This window comes from Reyranella sp. (genome assembly GCF_004297265.1).
Lineage (GTDB): Bacteria > Pseudomonadota > Alphaproteobacteria > Reyranellales > Reyranellaceae > Reyranella.
Map to the genome: position 1 here is coordinate 39,763 of NZ_SCUT01000019.1, position 16,069 is coordinate 55,831.

The window sequence follows — 16,069 nt, forward strand, 5'->3', positions numbered from 1 at the left end:
GGGCATGAGCCAGGACGAGGGCGATTCCCTCGGCGGCCGGCTCGGGCGCTATGCGCGGGTCGGCACGTCGGTTGGCGGGCTGGCGGTCAAGCTGGCGGGGCAGCGCTATCTCGGCCTGTCGCTGGATCGCGACAAGCATGCCGGCGAGCTGAAGGCTGCGCTGGGCGGGTTGAAGGGCCCGCTGATGAAGGCGGCGCAGCTGCTCGCCACCATCCCCGACGCGCTGCCGCCGGAATATGCCCGTGAGCTTGCGCAGCTGCAGGCCAACGCGCCGGCCATGGGCTGGGCCTTCGTGCGCCGACGCATGGCCACGGAACTCGGGCCCGACTGGCAGGCCAAGTTCGCCCGCTTCGACAAGGAGGCGTCGTTCGCCGCCTCGCTGGGCCAGGTCCACCGCGCGACGCTGCTCAATGGACGCGAGGTGGCGGCCAAGCTCCAGTATCCCGACATGTCCTCGGCGCTGGAGGCCGACCTCAATCAGCTCAAGGTCGTGTTCGCGATCGGCCAGCGCTTCGATCCGGCGATCCGCACCGACGAGATCCATGCCGAGATCACCAGCCGCCTGCGCGAGGAACTCGACTATCGCCGCGAGGCCCGGCACGCGGCCCTATACCGCCACATGCTGCGCGACGAGGCCCGCGTGCATGTGCCCGGGGTGGTGGCCTCACATTCGACCGAACGCCTGCTCACCATGGACTGGCTGCAGGGCGAGCCGTTGCTCAACTGGAAGACCCGTTCGCAGGAAGAGCGCGACGCGCTGGCCATCGCCATGTTCCGCGCCTGGTACGTGCCGTTCTATTTCTACGGCGCCATCCACGGCGATCCGCATCTCGGCAACTACTCGGTGCGGCCGGACGGTTCGGTGAACCTGATGGATTTCGGCTGCATCCGCATCTTCCCGCCGCGCTTCGTGCGCGGCTCGATCGAACTCTATCGCGCGCTGATGACCGACGACGAGGCGCGCGCCGTGGCGGCCTACGAGGATTGGGGCTTTACGGGCCTCAGCAAGGAGATGGTCGCCATCCTCAACCGCTGGGCCGCGTTCCTGTATGGCCCGCTGATGGACGACCGCCCGCGACGCCTCACCGAGGGGATGGCCGAGGGCTACGGCCGCGAGATGGCGCAGAACGTGTTCGGCGAACTGCGCAAGATGGGCGGTGTGCGGCCGCCGCGCGAGTTCGTGTTCATGGACCGCGCCGCCATCGGCCTCGGCTCGGTGTTCATCCATCTCCGAGCCTCGATCAACTGGCACCAGCTCTTCGAGGGCCTGATCGACGGCTTCGACGTCGACGCGCTGACGCAGCGGCAGGATCTGGCCCTGAAGGAAGCCGGGCTGGCGTGAACATCCTGGTGACCGGTTCGTCGGGCTGGCTTGGCCAGACCCTGGTGCCGAGACTTGCGCGCGACGGGCACAAGGTCGTGGGGCTCGATCCGGAGCCGGGCGCCACGACCAGCGTCGTGGGCTCGGTCGTCGATCGCGCGCTGGTGCGTCGTGTCATCCGTGACGAGGGCATCACGGCGATCGTGCATGCCGCGGCGCGCCACAAGCCGCACATCGAGACCCACGACAATTCCGAGTTCGTCGCCGTCAACGTGCAGGGGACGCTGAACCTGCTGGAGGAGGCCGTGGCGCCGGGCTCACCGGTCGATCGCTTCGTCTTCACCTCCACGACCTCGCTCATGATCTCGCAGGAGATTCGCGACGGGAAGGCGGGCGGGGCGAAGGAGGCGGTGTGGATCGACGAGACGATGACGCCGCTCAAGCCGCGCAACATCTACGGCGTCACCAAGCTCGCCGCGGAAGAGTTGTGCCGCCTGTTCAATCACCTGCACGGGCTGCCCGTTCCGGTGCTCCGCACGTCACGATTCTTCCCGGAGGAAGACGACATGGCGCATGCCATCGTCCAGTCGGGCGAGAACACCAAGGCCAACGAGTTTCTGTTCCGCCGCCTCAGCGTCGAGGATGCGGCCGAGGCGCATGTCGTGGCGTTGGCGAGGGCGAAGGAGGTCGGTTTCGACACGTTCATCGTCTCCGCGCCGACGCCGTTCCGGCGCGAGGATTGCCGCGAGCTGATCGCCGACGCACCCTCGGTGGTGGCGCGCCTGTTCCCCGACTATCGCGCGCTCTATGAACGGCGCGGCTGGACGATGTTCGACACGATCGACCGCGTCTACGACGCCGGAAAGGCGGAGCGTGTGCTGGGCTTCAAATGCCGCACGGACTTCCGGGCGATCCTCGCAGGGTTGCGCTAGCGGCAACTAAATTTGAATGCCGGCGTTTGATCGGTATGCGTACCTCCACCCCCAAGCGGCTTCTCGCGGCGGCTGTGCTTCTCGCAGTCGCTACGGCTCTATCGGGTTGCGGCGTCGTTGCTTTCCCGGTCAGGGTCGCAAGCGCAACGGCCAAGGTCGTTCCGGTCGCAGGCGATGTCGTGGCCTACCCGCTGGACACGACCGCCGACGTGATCGACTAGCCGCGCACCTTCGGCATCATGATGAGATCCCACGGGCTGGGCACGTCGCCGTGCGGCACCCAGACGAGCGCGGGCGCATTGAGCGCAAAGGCCTTGTGCAGGGCGTCTTCCAGCTGCCTCGCATCGAGCGCCTTGAACGAGGCGATGCCGAAGGACTCGGCCAGCTTGGCGAAGTCGGGGTTCTGCAGGTCCGAGGCGATCAGGCGGTTGCCGTAGCGCTCCTGCTGGATGCGCTTCACGTTGCCGAAGGCGCCGTTGTCGAACACCACCACGACGACCGCGATATTGTGGCGGACGGCGGTTGCCAGTTCGCCCACCTGGTACATGAAGCCGCCGTCGCCGGCGATCGCCAGGACCTTGCGGCCGGGCATGGCTGCCTTCGCGCCCAGCGCCGTGCCGAATCCCCATCCGAGATTGTCCTGGTAGCCGGGCGACAGGAAGGTGCGCGGCTTCTCGATGGGCAGCGCCACGCGGGACGCGAAACCCATCTGCGAGACCTCGTCGACGAAGATGCCGTCCTCCGGCAGCGCGTTGCGGATCGCCTTCAGGAACGAGACCTGCGGCTCCAGCTTCGACAGGCGCTCGGCGAACCAGGCGCGATGGCCGTTCAGCTCCTCGGCGCGTGACGCCCGCTCGCGGTTGTGGCGGGCGAGGGACGCGATCAGCGCGCGGAGCTGCGGAGCAGCATCGCCGACCAGCGCGGCATCGGGCTTGCGGAAGCGCTCCGGCTCGTCGGGATCGATGTCGACCCGTACCACTTTCAGTCTGTCGTCGATGCCCCAACTGCCGTTCTGGATGAAGAAGCGCGTGCCGACGGCGAGGACCGCGTCGGCGTCCTTCCACAGGCGATGGCCGATCGGCATGTCGACCGCGAGCCGGTGCGAGGAGGGAATGATACCGCGCCCGCGCCGGTAGGAGCTGACCGGCGCTTCGAGCATCTCGGCGAGCTTGATGATCTCGGCCGAGGCGTCCAGGGCGCCGCCGCCCAGCACGATGATCGGCCGCTCCGCGTTGCCGAGGATTCTGGCAGCCGTCTCGACCGCCTCGTCGTCGATCGACTCCGGTGGCAGGGGCAGCGGCGCGTCGGGGATCACCACCTCGCTGCGCTTCGCCCAGGTGTCGAGCGCGCATTCCAGCGCCACGGGGCGCGGCCGGCCCGAGGTGGCCTGCCAGATCGCCTGGCTGACCAGGGTGGGCGCCTCCTGCGGGCTGCGGATGCGCTCGGCCCATTTGGTGATATGGCGCATCAGGCCGAGCTGGTCGTGGATCTCGTGCAGGTGGCCGTGGCCGCGGTCGATGTCGGCCTGCGGGATCTGGCCGATCAGCCCGATCACCGGCGCGTTCATGCCATAGGCGGTGAGGAGGGCGGCGCCGGCATTGAGCAGGCCGGGGCCCGGCACGACGCCGAAGGCCTGCGGCCTGCCGGTCGCGAGCGCCGCACCCAGCGCCATATAGGCCGCCGTCTGCTCGTGCCGAGGATGGATCACCCGCAGCCGGTCCGAAGCATGATAGAAGGCGTCGAACAACGGATCCTGATGCAGGCCGGGCAGGGCATAGACCGTATCGAGACCGTGGAGCAGGAGGGTTTCGACCGTGGCTTCGGCAGTGCTGAGACGAGGCATGCTGGCTCTCTGGAGGCGGTGGGGAGTGCGATCAAGGCGATGACATGCGGTTGATGTTGTACGCGGTGCTCGCCTTCGGGGCGATAGCGCTCCTGTTGTCCCTCCTGTCCTGGGTTGCGGAGCGTCGACTGGAAGCGCTCGCCGCGGCGTACATCACTGACGATCCGGCGAGGCTGCCGGACGTGCCGGTGGCGCTCGTGCTGGGCGCCGCACCGATCGGACCCGAAGGTGGCCCCAACCGCTACTTCGTCTACCGGCTCGATGCCGCGGCCGCGCTCTACAAGGCCGGCAAGGTGAAGTACCTGCTGGTGAGCGGCGACAACAGCCGCGCCGGCTACGACGAGCCGACGGCGATGCGCGCAGGGCTGATCGAGCGTGGTGTGCCGCCCGAGGCGATCTACCGCGACTTCGCGGGCGTCAGGACATGGGATTCGATCGTGCGGGTCGAGTCGGTGTTCGGTCAGTCACGCGTGATCATCGTGTCCCAGCGCTTCCACCTTTCTCGCGCGATCTTCCTCGCCCGCGAGCAGGGGATCGAGGCCTGGGGCTTCGAGGCGCAGGACGTGAAGCGCGCCTACAGCCTCGTCACCGAGCTGCGCCGCTATCCGTCTGCCCTGCGCGCCTATTTCGACGTCTGGTTCGACACGCCGCCGAAATACACCGGCCCGAGCATCGTGATCGGCAAGGACCCGCCGAATTGATGACAGGAGAAGCGTCACGCTCCTAACGAGGCTTCGGCGCCTCGGGCGAACTTGCCCACTCTCGGAACTCGGGCACCGGGGAGACGACGGGCCTGCCGGCGAAATGATTGTCGAGGTTGCGGCAGACCAGGTCGGTCATGCGGCGCTGGGCGTGCTGCGTGCCGCCGCCGAAGTGAGGCGTCATCACGAGCTTGTCGAGTTCGAGCAGCTCGGTGCCGGTGTAGGGTTCCTCGTCGAACACGTCGAGCGCCGCGCCCTCGATGACGTCGTTGCGCAGCGCGTCGGCCAGCGCCGCCTCGTCGACCGCCCAGCCACGCGAGATGTTGACCACGTGGCCGCGCGGACCCAGTGCCTTCAGCACCTCGGCGTTGATGATGTGCCGGTTGGAAGCATCCGACCGCAGGCAGACGATGAGATAGTCGCACCAGGTGGCGAGCGCCATCACATCCCGGAAGTACTGGAAGTCGACGTCGCTGCGCTTGTTGCGGTTGCAGTAGCCGATCTCGACGTCGAAGCCTTTTAGGCGCCGCGCGACCTCCAGGCCGATGGCGCCCAGGCCCAGGATGCCGACCTTGCCGCCCGTCAAACCGGCGATGGCGCCGAAGCGGTTGGGGATGCGTTGTTTCCACTCGCCATGCCGGATCATCTTGTCGGCGCGCACCAGGCGGCGCGTCGAGGCGAGCAGGATGCCGACCGCCAGCTCGGCCACGTCCGGTGCGTTGGCGTCGGCGCCGTGCGTGACCATGATGTTGCGCCGCCGCGCCGCTTCGAGATCGACGCGCTCGTAGCCCGTGCCGTAGCAGCAGAACAGCGACAGCCTCGGCAGGGCCGCCATCATCGCGTCCGAGATGCCGACGCTGCCGGTGCTGACGATCGCCTGCACCGTCGCGGCGGTGCCGGCCGGGATGTCGGCGACGGTGGGCGTCGGACTGTCCATGTGGCCGATGATCCGGCAGCGTTCGCTGAACGAAGCGAGCGTCGCTTTTGTGAAATGGAAGCCGGTCAGGATGTGCGGTTGGTCAGCCATGGTCGAGCCCTAGCATGGGACATGGGTGCGGGTAAGCCGCAGGCGTCCGCGCGGCGAAAAACCGGCTTGGCAAAGAACGGAACGCTGTGCAAGGTGCAGCGCACGATGCGTCCTGCCGCGTTCAAACGGATCCAAAGCGCTCCATGAAAATCGCCCCATGAAAATCGCTATTGTCAAAGAACGCAGGCCCCACGAAACCCGTGTGGCCGCCACTCCCGAGACCGTCAAGAAGCTGAAGGCGCTGGGCGCGGAGGTTACGATCGAGGCAGGGGCTGGAACGGTCGCCGCGTATACCGACGAGGCCTATGCCGAGGCCGGCGCGACGATCGCGCCGGACGCGGCCTCGGCCATCGCCGCGGGCGACATCGTCTTCAAGATCCAGCGGCCGATGACGGCCGAGGAAGGGTTCGACGAGCTCGGCCTGCTGCGCCAGGGCCAGACCCTGATGTCGCCGCTCGGGGCGCTGACCAACAAGGAGCTGGTGCAGGCACTCGCCTCGCGCGGCGTCACCTCCTTCGCACTCGAGCTGATCCCGCGCATCACGCGCGCCCAGTCGATGGACATTCTCTCCTCGCAGGCGAACCTAGCCGGCTACAAGGCCGTGCTGCTGGCCGCGAACAATTACGGCCGCATCTTCCCGCAGATGATGACGCCCGGCGGCACCCTGGCGCCGTCGCGCAGCTTCATCATGGGCGTGGGCGTGGCCGGCCTGCAGGCGATCGCCACGGCACGGCGCCTCGGGTCCGTGGTGACCGCGACCGACGTGCGCCCGGCCACCAAGGAGCAGGTCCAGTCGCTCGGCGCCAAGTTCGTGGCGGTCGAGGACGAGGAATTCAAGGCGGCCGAGACGGCGGGCGGCTACGCCAAGCAGATGAGCCCGGAATACCAGGCCAAGCAGGCGGCGCTGGTCGCCGACCACATCAAGTTGCAGGACATCGTGATCACCACCGCGCTGATTCCCGGCCGCAAGGCCCCGGTGCTGGTGAGCGAGGAGATGGTCAGGACGATGAAGCCCGGCTCGGTGATCGTCGACATGGCGGTCGAGCAGGGCGGCAACTGCCCGCTGTCGGAGTTCGGCAAGGTGGTCGAGAAATACGGCGTGAAGATCGTCGGCCCGGCGAACCTTCCGGGCGAGCTGGCGACCGACGCCTCGGCGCTGTTCTCGCGCAACCTGCTGAACTTCATCACGCCGATGGTCGACAAGGAGACCAAGGCGCTCACGATCAACCTCGAGGACGAGGTCGTGAAGGGCACGCTGGTCACCCGCGACGGTCAGATCGTGCATCCCTCGCTGACCCAGGCTTAGGAGCGGCCCATGGACGACAAGATCGCAGGCGAGGCCTCCAAGCTCGCGACCCAGGCGCAGGACGTCGCCGCCCAGCTCAAGGCCCTGGCGCAGCAGATCACCGACGCGGCGGCGGCCAGCCCGGTCGCCATCCCCGACGGCCACATGCCGTTCGTGGCACTGCTGACCATCTTCGCGCTGTCCTGCTTCGTGGGCTACTACGTGGTCTGGCGGGTGACGCCGGCGCTGCATTCGCCGCTGATGGCCGTCACCAACGCCGTCTCCTCCGTGATCATCGTCGGCGCGCTGCTGGCGGCGGGCCTCAAGGGGCTGGGCGCGGCGCAGCTCTTCGGTTTCATTGCCGTGGCATTGGCCGCGGTGAACATCTTCGGCGGGTTCATCGTCACGCACCGCATGCTGTCGATGTTCAAGAAGAAGCCGGTCAAGAAGTAGTCGGCGGGAGCAAGGGATGTTCACCCAGGAACTGGCCGCCTACGGCTATCTGATCGCCGCCATCTGCTTCATCATGGCGTTGCGCGGCCTGTCCTCGCCCACGACCTCGCGGCAGGGCAACCTGTTCGGCATCGTCGGCATGGTGGTCGCCATCGGCGTCACCGTTCTGTCGCCAGGCGTCCTGTCGCCCTGGCTGATCCTGGCCGGCCTGGTGATCGGCGGCGCGATCGGCACCTTCGTGGCGCTGCGGATCCAGATGACGGCCCTGCCGCAGCTCGTGGCGGCCTTCCACTCGCTCGTCGGTCTGGCCGCGGTCTTCGTGGCCGCCGCCGCTTTCCTCTCGCCCGAGGCCTTCGGAATCGGCCTGCCCGGCAAGATCAAGGCCCAGAGCCTGATCGAGATGGGCTTGGGCACGGCCATCGGCGCCATCACCTTCACCGGCTCGGTCGTGGCCTTCGCCAAGCTGCAGGGCCTGGTCTCGGGCTCGCCGCTGGTCTTCAAGGGCCAGCATCCGCTGAACGCGCTGCTGGGCATCGCGCTGGTCGTGCTGCTGGTCTGGTTCGCGATGCGTGGCCACACCTCGACCTTCGTCCTCCTGGTCGTGCTGTCGCTGGCGCTGGGCTTCCTGCTGATCCTGCCGATCGGCGGCGCCGACATGCCGGTCGTGGTGTCGATGCTCAATTCCTATTCGGGATGGGCGGCGGCGGGCATCGGCTTCACCCTGGGCAACACGGCGCTGATCGTGACCGGCGCGCTGGTCGGCTCCTCGGGCGCGATCCTGAGCTACATCATGTGCAAGGGCATGAACCGCTCGATCTTCAACGTGATCCTGGGCGGCTTCGGCACCGACAGCGCCGCGGCCGGCGGGCCGGCCGTGAAGAACGACAAGCCGGTCAAGGCCGGCTCGGCCGAGGACGCGGCCTTCCTGATGAAGAATGCCCAGTCGGTCATCATCGTGCCGGGCTACGGCATGGCGGTGGCGCAGGCCCAGCACGCGCTGCGCGAGATGGCCGACCTCCTGAAGAAGGAGGGCGTGCAGGTGCGCTACGCCATCCATCCGGTGGCGGGTCGCATGCCCGGCCACATGAACGTGCTGCTGGCCGAGGCCAACGTGCCCTACGACGAGGTCTTCGAGCTCGACGACATCAACCGCGACTTCGCCTCGACCGACGTGGCCTTCGTGATCGGCGCCAACGACGTCACCAACCCGGCCGCCAAGACCGACCCCAAGAGCGCGATCTACGGCATGCCGATCCTCGACGTCGAGAAGGCGCAGACCGTGCTGTTCGTGAAGCGCGGCATGTCCTCGGGCTATGCCGGCGTCGACAACGAGCTGTTCTTCCGAGACAACACGATGATGCTGTTCGCCGACGCCAAGGTGATGTGCGAGAACATCGTGAAGGCGCTCGAGGGCTCCGCGCACTGAGCCGCTATCGCGCTGTCATCTTCGACATCGGCGGCGCGGTCGATCTCGAATTCGCCTGGGAGATGGCGCTCGACGGCGCCATTGCTTCGGCCTGCGGGCTGGAAGGCATCCGCGTCGATCCCGCGATGGTCGAGGAAGCCTCTGAACAGGCCGTCGCTGCCTTCGCGCCCGATGTCGTACGCTACATGATCGAGACGCTGTGCGGTGGTGAGCCGGCGACGGTGACGCGCGTGGCGCGAAGGGTCGAGGCGATGACCGGGCAACTGGACGCCTTCCAGATCCGGCCCGAGATCGAGGATCTGCTGAAACGCCTCAAGGCACGCGGCCTGGTGCTGGGTGCAGTCGAGCCGCGCTGGGAAAGGCTGGAGCGGGCAGGGATCGCGGCGCTGTTCACGCGCGATCACGATGTGCCGCCAGCCGAATGCATCCTGGTCGGCGACCGCATCGACGCCGACATAGCCCCCGCCAAAGCCGCCGGCATGGCCACGATCCAGTTCCGCTCAGGCCGCTGGCGCCGTCAGCGCCCCCGGTCTGCGGCTGAAACGCCCGATGCCGTGGTGACGGATGTGGCCGAACTGGAAATGGCGATACTGGCGCTCGCAAGTTCAGACCGAGGCGGCCGAACGACCTCATAGGAGCGCGCAACTCCAGTTGCGCTCATACTCATCGATACTAAAGGCATGAGCGCAACTGGAGTTGCGCGCTCCCTTGATTCCTTCCTTCGACCTCAACTCTCGTGCGCCCAAACAAAAAACCCCCGGGGATGCCGGGGGTTGTCGTCTCGTGCGAAGAGGGGAGGACTAGTAGCCCTCGCGCTCCATGCGCTTGCGCATCAGCTTGCGGGTGCGGCGGATGGCCTCGGCGCGCTCGCGGGCGCGGCGCTCGCTGGGCTTCTCGTAGTTGCGACGGAGCTTCATCTCGCGGAAGATGCCCTCGCGCTGCATCTTCTTCTTCAGGACGCGCAGCGCCTGATCGACGTTGTTTTCACGAACGAGAACCTGCACTTCGATCGCTTCCTTCCAATGCGGCTTTGGCCCGCGGATCGTCCGGGGCCGGAATTCAGAGGCCGGCTAGGTATCACAGGCGGATACCCTTGGGAACCCCCCGATTGGGGCCTATATTCCACGGATGACCGAGCAAAACACCCCGAATTCACCGGAAATGGACCCCGACGCCGCCCTCCGGGACCGGCTGGCGGACGAGTTCATGGCCGAGGCGGCCTTCGACGGCTGGACGCGGGGCGCCCTGGCGGCCAGCGGACGGGCGCTCGACCTGCCGGCGGGCGAGGCCGACCGACTGTTCCCGGGCGGTCCTCTCCAGGCGCTGGCCTACGTCAGCGAGCGCGCCGACCGGCGCACCGTCGAGGACATGGAGAAGGAGGGCGCTTCGGCCCTCAAGATCCGGGACCGCATCACGCGCGCGGTCCGCATCCGGCTGGAGCGCCATATCGGCCCACGCGAGGCGGCTCGCCGGGCGCTGTCGATGCTGTCGTTGCCGTTGAATGCCGGGCTGGCGTTGAAGCTGCTCTACAGGACGGTCGACGCCATGTGGTACGCGGCCGGCGACACCAGCACCGACTTCAATTTCTACACCAAGCGCGCCACCCTGGCGGGGGTCTATTCCTCGACGCTGCTCTACTGGCTGAACGACCGGTCGCCGGGCGCCGAGGCCACCTGGGCCTTCCTCGACCGCCGCATCGACGACGTCATGAAATTCGAGAAGCTGAAGGGGCAGGTCAGGTCGTGGAGCGGCCCGAAGCGGCCGGGGCGGACGGCAGCACGTAGGTGACGTGACCCATCTTGCGGCCGGGGCGGACTTCCGCCTTGCCGTAGAGATGCAGGCGCGCGGTCGGCTCGGCGAGGTAGCGCGGCCAGTCATTGGCCTCATCGCCGATCAAATTCTCCATGCGCGACGGCGCCAGCACGTCGACCGCGCCCAGCGGCAGGCCGCAGACGGCCCGCACCAGCTGCTCGAACTGGCTGGTCGCGCAGGCATCCATGGTCCAGTGGCCCGAATTGTGCGGCCGCGGCGCCATCTCGTTGGCCAGGACCTTTCCGTCCTTCGTCACGAACATTTCGAGCGCCACGAGGCCCACGAGATCGAGGCCCTGGGCCAGCTCGACGCCGAAGCGCTCGGCGGTCGCCAGCGTCGTGGCCGAAAGGCCTGACGGCACGGTCGTGGTGCGCAGGATGCCGTCGCGATGGACGTTGATGCCGATGGGGAAGCAGCGCGTCGTGCCGTCGAGCCCACGGGCGACGATGGCGGAGACCTCGCACTCGAAATCGACCATCGCCTCGAGGATGCACTCGCGCCGTCCGAGTCTCGCCCAAGCGGCTGAGAGTTCGGCCCGGTCGACGACGCGGGCCTGGCCCTTGCCGTCATAGCCCTCGGTGCAGGTCTTCAGGATGCCGGGCAAGGCGGTGGCCGCCGCGACGTCGGCTTCGGAGCGGATGGGCTGGTAGTCGGCGGTGCCGATGCCGAGCTTGCGCAGGAAGTCCTTCTCGCGGAGCCGATGCTGGGCGAAGTGGATCGGCTTCACGCCCGGCCGCACCGGCTTCAGCTTCTCGCATTCCAGGACGGCGCTCTCGGGCACGTTCTCGAATTCGTAGGTAACGACGTCGACCTGGCCGGCGAAGCGGGCGAGGGCCTCGGCGTCCTCGTAGGCGCCCCGGACATGGCTGGCGCAAACCTGGGCGGCGACCGGATGATCGTCGGGGGCGTAGACGATGCAAAGGTAACCCAGCCGCGCGGCCGCCAGGGCGGTCATGCGGCCCAACTGGCCACCGCCCAGGATGCCGATCGTCGATCCCGGCGGAAGAGGTTGAAAAGCCGGCATCAGCGGTGGGCTGGAGCGTCGTCTGAGGGGATCTTGGCGACAGCCAGCGATTGGCGGGTGCGCCAGGCTTCCAGCGCCGCCATGATCTTGGCGTCGCCAAGACCGACGATGGAGGCTGCCAGAAGGGCTGCGTTGACCGATCCGGCGCGGCCGATCGCGAGGGTGCCGACGGGGATGCCGGCCGGCATCTGGACAATGGAAAGAAGGCTGTCCTGCCCCTTCAGGGCAGCGCTTTCGACGGGAACGCCCAGCACGGGCAGCGGCGTCATGGCGGCGGTCATGCCCGGCAGATGGGCCGCCCCGCCGGCACCGGCGATGATGACCTTGAGGCCGCGTCCCTTGGCGCCCGAGGCATAATCCATCATACGCTTAGGCGTCCGGTGTGCGGAAATGATGCGCGCCTCGAAGGGGACTCCCAGGGCCTCCAGGGTCTCGGCGGCATGACGCATCGTAGCCCAGTCCGACTGGCTGCCCATGATGACGCCGACCACCGGCTGAGCAGCCGGACGCTTGGTGCTTTTCTTGGCCATGACTCTCTCAGGCGATGATATCGGGAATGAGCTGGCTTTCCAGCCGGATGATCTGGTCCTTCAGGCCGAGCTTGCGCTTCTTCAGGCGCTGGAGCTGGAGCTGGTCGAACGGTGGCTTCTCGACCAGGCGATCGATCACCTCATCGAGGTCGCGGTGCTCGCTCTTCAGGGCCTCGAGCTTGGCCTTGATGGTCTGTGAATCAGGAGGGTCAGACGACGTCAGGTCATTCATGCGGGGCGCACTCGTCCAGGCAGGCTAGCCACGTCGCTCCCGGCCGTGTACCCCGGAGCCCGCCCAAAGGGAAGCACGCAAAAGCCCCCCAGCAAGTCATAGGCAACCGTGTCGGATTTTCTCCCCCACCCGTTCTGGAACTTCTCGCTCGAACTTTATGCCGGCGAGGGCGTGGCCGAAGCCTGCCTCGACCTGCAGGACCGACGCGGCTGCGACGTCAACGTCCTGCTGTTCTGCTGCTGGCTGGGCGCCTCGGGCCGGCCGACCCTGACCGCCGAGCGGCTGCGCGCCATCCTGGCCGCGAGCGATGCCTGGCAGTCGGACATCGTGAAGCCGCTGCGCGAGATGCGGCGGCGATTGAAGGACAAGGTCTGGCCTGGCGCATTGCCCGAGACCGTGGATTCGGTCCGTCGCCGGGTTGCCGATGCGGAGCTGGCGGCCGAGCATGCCGAGCAGCTCACGCTGGCGAGCCTGCATGCGCCGCCCGCCGACCGTGACCGGTCGCCCGAAAAGCGCCTGCGGGCGGCGGTCGGCAATCTCGGTGTCTATGCCGTGTGCCTGGCGGTCGTGCCGGACGACAAGGACCGCAAGGCGGTCGCGACCTTGATGCGCGCAACCTTTCCCGCGCTCGCGCCGCCCGAAGTCGCGGAGGCCGTGGGCCTGGCGGCCTGAACGGGTCTGTTTCAGGGTTATGCACAAATCTTAACGACCGGTTGATGGATCGGTTGATTTGGCGTGACTCCACCCCAATGTCGGAGTCAGACTTCTGCTGTCCTCGCAACCAAACTCGGAGGTATCCGACTATGAGCACCGTGGACCACATCGAAGCGCTCAAGAGCAAGCACGCCACTCTTGAGCAAGCGATCCATCAAGAGATCACGCGGCCGCATCCCGACGACGATGCACTTTGCAGCCTCAAGAAGCGCAAGCTCATGATCAAGGACGAGATCGTCCGACTGAGCGAGCCAGCCTCCCACTAATTCTCAGGCAAGACCCGCCCAGCGGGCCAGAGCCACCGCGCCGACACCGCCGAACAGGCCGGGGGTGAACCCTCCGACCTTTCGGGTCATCACGGCAGCGACCGCTGCGCCGACGATGAAGGCGCCGCCCGTCTGTGCGAGCGGCACAATCGCGGCTGACACCAGCACGGCGCCGGGCGCGTGATCGAGCAACGCGGTCACGAAGCGATTGCGGCCGAACCAGCGCATGGCGACGAAGCCGCCGCCCTTCGCCGCCATGGCCGCGAGTGCCATCACGAAGATCGCGACGAGGTTCTCAGGACTGGCGGACATTGTCGCTCCTGAGATCCCGCAGCGCGCCGAAGACTCCACCGGCGATTCCACCGATCACGATGTACCAGTTGCCGCCGATCAGCCATCTGGCGGCAAAAGCGGCCACGATCGCGACCATCCAGGGCGCGATGTCGCGCTTGCCGCGGAACAGGATGGTGGCGACGACCACGAAGACGGCAATGCCCACGAAGTCCAGGCCGAGCCGTCGCGCCATCGTGGGATCGGAGAGGATACCGCCGGCCGCGAGATGTCCCGCCAGGGTCGAGCCTGACCAGATGCAGGCCATGACGAAGCCGCCGCCCAGGAACTTGCCGAGATCGCCGTGGCCGCGGCGATACTCCGCGATGTTGACGGCCCAGTTCTGGTCGACTGTCACGTACCAGACCGGCGGCTGCAGCCACCAGGGCAGATGCGGAAGGTGCGGTTGCAATGCCGCGCCCATTACGAAGTAGCGCAGGTTGGCCACGAACACCGATACGGCCAGCGCCACCAGCGGCAGCGGCTGGGCCCAGATGTCGAGCGCCACCATCTGGCTGGTGCCGGCCATGACGGTGAAGCTCATCAGCGTCGTCTCGAACGCGCTGAGGCCCTTCTGGGCGGCGGCGACGCCGAAGCCGATGCCGAAGGGCAGGGAAGCGAGGCCGGGCAGGATCATGCGCAGCGCGCCGGCCTGGAAACTGCGCCACGTCACGCGCGCGGAAGGGGACACGGAAACTACCGGATGAGGAAGGGGCGGGCACTCTATGGGACGTGCCGCGGCGCCGGAACCGAGTTTACCTCAGACGCCCATTAGCCGGTCAGTTCAGCTTGTGCAGGTTGACCGACCAGGTGACGGCGGCGCCGTAGGCGTTGCGCGACCGGCCGCTGCAGATCGCGACATTGTCGGCGCCGCGCTGGCAGACGAGCTGGTCGGCGAACCAGCGTGAGCCGTCGTTGCAGGTCGAGTCGGAGTCGCGCAGGCGCAGGACCGCGCCCTCGAAGCGAGCCTGGGCGTGCGTGCGGCAGGCGGTGCGGCCACGGCGCCATTCGAGCTGGCCCGCGCCGCTCGCATCGAAACAGTAGGACGAAACGCCGGGTTGCATCTGCAGCGTCTCATGGCGGAAGGGATCGGTGCGCCAGCAGCCCTGCATGAAGGAATAATCATTGGTCGGCGCATTGGGCAGGCGCAGCCGATTGTCGGCCGGGTTGCGCGGTTGCGGGGCCGGCGCGGGCGCTGGCGCAGGTTTCGGCGGGACGACCTTCGGCGGTGCGGGGGCTGGAGCCGGCGGCGGGGGCGCGACGGCGACCTGTGGCGGCTTCGGCGGCTCGGGCGGCTTGCAGTCGGCAATACGCCGCTTCAGCTCCGCCTCGGCAAGGCCCAGCTCGACCTTGAGGACGCGCTCGCGCGACTGCTCGGCCGAAAAGGAAGCCTTCAGCGCCGGCAACGGGTCTGGCGGGGCTTCCGGCGCCGGGGGGGCATCCGGCCCCTCGCGGGTCGCGATGGCCATGTCGGGCGGGACCGGCAACAGGCTACGCAGCAGCCACGCGCCGGCGATCAGGAGCAGGAGGAGCGGCAGGGCGGCGGCGAGCGTGCGCCACCAGGGAATGCCGGCCGCCGGAAGGAGGGCCGGCGGCCTGGATACCGGCGCCCTTTGCGCAACGTCGAGAACGGGCCGTCGCTCCACGACCCGCGCATCCGGTACCCGGGGAAGGGCAAGAGGCAGCAGCGCGCTGGCGGCTTCCGTCTCGTAGCCCCAGGCGACGATCACCGGGCGGTCGCCGACCAGGAAGACGAAGGCGGCCGAGGGCGCGCGGGCCGCGAGCTTCAGCGAGAGGCCGACGACGCCGGTTTCTTCCTTGGGCCCGTGGCCAGCGAGCATGTCGCCCAGCCGCCGGATTTCCGCCAGCCTGCGCTCGACGGCGGCCAGCACCGCGTCGCGCTCCGCCGGAGGCAGGTCGGTAACGGCGCGAACCGGCCCAGTCCAGCCAGCGTACCAGTCGATGCCTTGGTCGTTCTCGTGGAGCTGGGGATCCGCGAGCAGGTCGGCGGTTTCGTCACCCAGCCGCCGGCGTACCACACGGCGAAGCTGGGGCGCGGCATTGTGCAAGGGCTCGCCGCGCACGCCGAGCGGGCGCACGCCGCTGCGGGTTGTCACGATGAGCGTTGCTTCGCCGGGCATGGGATATCGAAAATAGCCCGGCGATTATGGCG

At 67.9% G+C, this 16,069-nt stretch carries 20 protein-coding genes; 11 read left to right on the forward strand and 9 right to left on the reverse strand.

What is annotated here, in order from left to right:
* The first annotated feature begins 4 nt into the window (after positions 1–4).
* Genes EPO41_RS06670 through EPO41_RS06680 form a run of 3 tightly spaced genes read left to right on the forward strand, consistent with a single transcriptional unit; the run spans position 5 to position 2,474 of the window.
* Complete coding sequence (locus EPO41_RS06670) at positions 5–1,342, forward strand: AarF/ABC1/UbiB kinase family protein (protein ID WP_296322201.1); 1,338 nt, start codon at positions 5–7, stop codon at positions 1,340–1,342.
* Entirely contained in the window at positions 1,339–2,253 is a 915-nt protein-coding gene (locus tag EPO41_RS06675; RefSeq protein ID WP_296322203.1) for an NAD(P)-dependent oxidoreductase, read from the forward strand. Before EPO41_RS06670 ends, EPO41_RS06675 begins: the two co-directional genes overlap by 4 nt.
* A 35-nt stretch (positions 2,254–2,288) precedes the next feature.
* Positions 2,289–2,474: a DUF6726 family protein gene (locus EPO41_RS06680; protein WP_296322206.1), complete on the forward strand. Its 186-nt coding sequence runs from the start codon at positions 2,289–2,291 to the stop codon at positions 2,472–2,474.
* On the opposite strand, the gene EPO41_RS06685 is transcribed toward EPO41_RS06680, so the two are convergent.
* Positions 2,471–4,096, reverse strand: a complete 1,626-nt coding sequence (locus EPO41_RS06685) for a thiamine pyrophosphate-dependent enzyme (protein ID WP_296322209.1) — start codon at positions 4,094–4,096, stop codon at positions 2,471–2,473. The two genes, EPO41_RS06680 and EPO41_RS06685, sit on opposite strands and share 4 nt — an antisense overlap.
* 44 nt (positions 4,097–4,140) lie before the next feature.
* On the opposite strand from EPO41_RS06685, the gene EPO41_RS06690 reads away from it, so the two are divergent.
* On the forward strand, positions 4,141–4,797 hold the full coding sequence (locus EPO41_RS06690) for an ElyC/SanA/YdcF family protein (RefSeq protein ID WP_296322212.1): 657 nt from the start codon (positions 4,141–4,143) through the stop codon (positions 4,795–4,797).
* 22 nt (positions 4,798–4,819) lie between these two features.
* Here the strand turns inward: EPO41_RS06690 and EPO41_RS06695 are convergent, their stop codons facing one another.
* Positions 4,820–5,824, reverse strand: a complete 1,005-nt coding sequence (locus EPO41_RS06695; protein ID WP_296322217.1) for a 2-hydroxyacid dehydrogenase — start codon at positions 5,822–5,824, stop codon at positions 4,820–4,822.
* Positions 5,825–5,981: 157 nt separating this feature from the next.
* Between EPO41_RS06695 and EPO41_RS06700 the strand changes: the two genes are divergently transcribed.
* From EPO41_RS06700 to EPO41_RS06715, 4 genes are read left to right on the forward strand one after another with little or no spacing between them, the layout of a single operon-like run.
* A complete protein-coding gene (locus EPO41_RS06700; RefSeq protein ID WP_296322222.1) occupies positions 5,982–7,130 on the forward strand; it encodes a Re/Si-specific NAD(P)(+) transhydrogenase subunit alpha in 1,149 nt (382 codons plus the stop codon).
* Between the two features lie 9 nt (positions 7,131–7,139).
* A complete protein-coding gene (locus EPO41_RS06705; RefSeq protein ID WP_296322225.1) occupies positions 7,140–7,562 on the forward strand; it encodes an NAD(P) transhydrogenase subunit alpha in 423 nt (140 codons plus the stop codon).
* A 16-nt stretch (positions 7,563–7,578) separates the two neighbouring features.
* Positions 7,579–8,988, forward strand: a complete 1,410-nt coding sequence (locus EPO41_RS06710; RefSeq protein WP_296322228.1) for an NAD(P)(+) transhydrogenase (Re/Si-specific) subunit beta — start codon at positions 7,579–7,581, stop codon at positions 8,986–8,988.
* The gene (locus EPO41_RS06715) at positions 8,946–9,623 is read left to right on the forward strand and encodes an HAD family hydrolase (protein ID WP_296322232.1); all 678 of its coding nucleotides are present in this window, start codon (positions 8,946–8,948) and stop codon (positions 9,621–9,623) included. Before EPO41_RS06710 ends, EPO41_RS06715 begins: the two co-directional genes overlap by 43 nt.
* 165 nt (positions 9,624–9,788) lie before the next feature.
* Here the strand turns inward: EPO41_RS06715 and rpsU are convergent, their stop codons facing one another.
* On the reverse strand, positions 9,789–9,992 hold the full coding sequence (gene rpsU, locus EPO41_RS06720; protein ID WP_020696578.1) for a 30S ribosomal protein S21: 204 nt from the start codon (positions 9,990–9,992) through the stop codon (positions 9,789–9,791).
* Between the two features lie 124 nt (positions 9,993–10,116).
* Here rpsU and EPO41_RS06725 point away from each other — a divergent pair, with 124 nt between their 5' ends.
* Positions 10,117–10,776: a COQ9 family protein gene (locus EPO41_RS06725; protein WP_296322235.1), complete on the forward strand. Its 660-nt coding sequence runs from the start codon at positions 10,117–10,119 to the stop codon at positions 10,774–10,776.
* Here the strand turns inward: EPO41_RS06725 and EPO41_RS06730 are convergent.
* The 3 genes from EPO41_RS06730 to EPO41_RS06740 are packed head-to-tail and all read right to left on the reverse strand — an operon-like array spanning position 10,724 to position 12,586.
* Positions 10,724–11,824, reverse strand: coding sequence for a 5-(carboxyamino)imidazole ribonucleotide synthase (locus EPO41_RS06730; protein ID WP_296322238.1), 1,101 nt, complete (start codon positions 11,822–11,824; stop codon positions 10,724–10,726). The genes EPO41_RS06725 and EPO41_RS06730 overlap by 53 nt on opposite strands.
* Positions 11,824–12,354: a 5-(carboxyamino)imidazole ribonucleotide mutase gene (purE, locus tag EPO41_RS06735; protein WP_296322241.1), complete on the reverse strand. Its 531-nt coding sequence runs from the start codon at positions 12,352–12,354 to the stop codon at positions 11,824–11,826. The genes EPO41_RS06730 and purE overlap by 1 nt, the downstream gene beginning before the upstream one ends.
* Before the next feature lie 7 nt (positions 12,355–12,361).
* Positions 12,362–12,586 (reverse strand): YdcH family protein, encoded by a 225-nt coding sequence (locus EPO41_RS06740; protein WP_296322244.1) that lies wholly within the window; start codon positions 12,584–12,586, stop codon positions 12,362–12,364.
* A 108-nt stretch (positions 12,587–12,694) separates the two neighbouring features.
* On the opposite strand from EPO41_RS06740, the gene EPO41_RS06745 reads away from it, so the two are divergent.
* Complete coding sequence (locus tag EPO41_RS06745) at positions 12,695–13,258, forward strand: TIGR02444 family protein (protein WP_296322247.1); 564 nt, start codon at positions 12,695–12,697, stop codon at positions 13,256–13,258.
* 131 nt (positions 13,259–13,389) lie between these two features.
* Positions 13,390–13,566 carry a YdcH family protein gene (locus tag EPO41_RS06750; protein ID WP_296322249.1) on the forward strand — a complete coding sequence of 59 codons (177 nt, stop codon included), beginning with the start codon at positions 13,390–13,392 and terminating at the stop codon, positions 13,564–13,566.
* Between the two features lie 3 nt (positions 13,567–13,569).
* Here the strand turns inward: EPO41_RS06750 and EPO41_RS06755 are convergent, their stop codons facing one another.
* The 3 genes from EPO41_RS06755 to EPO41_RS06765 form a co-directional block, all read right to left on the reverse strand.
* Positions 13,570–13,878, reverse strand: coding sequence for a hypothetical protein (locus EPO41_RS06755; RefSeq protein ID WP_296322252.1), 309 nt, complete (start codon positions 13,876–13,878; stop codon positions 13,570–13,572).
* On the reverse strand, positions 13,862–14,569 hold the full coding sequence (locus EPO41_RS06760) for an AzlC family ABC transporter permease (RefSeq protein WP_296322255.1): 708 nt from the start codon (positions 14,567–14,569) through the stop codon (positions 13,862–13,864). The genes EPO41_RS06755 and EPO41_RS06760 overlap by 17 nt, the downstream gene beginning before the upstream one ends.
* Positions 14,570–14,675: 106 nt before the next feature.
* Positions 14,676–16,037, reverse strand: coding sequence for an SrfA family protein (locus tag EPO41_RS06765; RefSeq protein ID WP_296322258.1), 1,362 nt, complete (start codon positions 16,035–16,037; stop codon positions 14,676–14,678).
* Between the last annotated feature and the right edge of the window lie 32 nt (positions 16,038–16,069).

What these genes read in the sequence shown, in the direction of transcription:
- EPO41_RS06670 (WP_296322201.1), top strand. Translation starts at nt 5, where the DNA reads ATGAGCCAGGACGAGGGCGATTCCCTCGGCGGCCGGCTCGGGCGCTAT.
- EPO41_RS06680 (WP_296322206.1), top strand. Translation starts at nt 2,289, where the DNA reads ATGCGTACCTCCACCCCCAAGCGGCTTCTCGCGGCGGCTGTGCTTCTC.
- EPO41_RS06685 (WP_296322209.1), bottom strand. Translation starts at nt 4,096, where the DNA reads ATGCCTCGTCTCAGCACTGCCGAAGCCACGGTCGAAACCCTCCTGCTC.
- EPO41_RS06690 (WP_296322212.1), top strand. Translation starts at nt 4,141, where the DNA reads ATGCGGTTGATGTTGTACGCGGTGCTCGCCTTCGGGGCGATAGCGCTC.
- EPO41_RS06695 (WP_296322217.1), bottom strand. Translation starts at nt 5,824, where the DNA reads ATGGCTGACCAACCGCACATCCTGACCGGCTTCCATTTCACAAAAGCG.
- EPO41_RS06700 (WP_296322222.1), top strand. Translation starts at nt 5,982, where the DNA reads ATGAAAATCGCTATTGTCAAAGAACGCAGGCCCCACGAAACCCGTGTG.
- EPO41_RS06705 (WP_296322225.1), top strand. Translation starts at nt 7,140, where the DNA reads ATGGACGACAAGATCGCAGGCGAGGCCTCCAAGCTCGCGACCCAGGCG.
- EPO41_RS06710 (WP_296322228.1), top strand. Translation starts at nt 7,579, where the DNA reads ATGTTCACCCAGGAACTGGCCGCCTACGGCTATCTGATCGCCGCCATC.
- EPO41_RS06725 (WP_296322235.1), top strand. Translation starts at nt 10,117, where the DNA reads ATGACCGAGCAAAACACCCCGAATTCACCGGAAATGGACCCCGACGCC.
- EPO41_RS06730 (WP_296322238.1), bottom strand. Translation starts at nt 11,824, where the DNA reads ATGCCGGCTTTTCAACCTCTTCCGCCGGGATCGACGATCGGCATCCTG.
- purE (WP_296322241.1), bottom strand. Translation starts at nt 12,354, where the DNA reads ATGGCCAAGAAAAGCACCAAGCGTCCGGCTGCTCAGCCGGTGGTCGGC.
- EPO41_RS06740 (WP_296322244.1), bottom strand. Translation starts at nt 12,586, where the DNA reads ATGAATGACCTGACGTCGTCTGACCCTCCTGATTCACAGACCATCAAG.
- EPO41_RS06750 (WP_296322249.1), top strand. Translation starts at nt 13,390, where the DNA reads ATGAGCACCGTGGACCACATCGAAGCGCTCAAGAGCAAGCACGCCACT.
- EPO41_RS06755 (WP_296322252.1), bottom strand. Translation starts at nt 13,878, where the DNA reads ATGTCCGCCAGTCCTGAGAACCTCGTCGCGATCTTCGTGATGGCACTC.
- EPO41_RS06765 (WP_296322258.1), bottom strand. Translation starts at nt 16,037, where the DNA reads ATGCCCGGCGAAGCAACGCTCATCGTGACAACCCGCAGCGGCGTGCGC.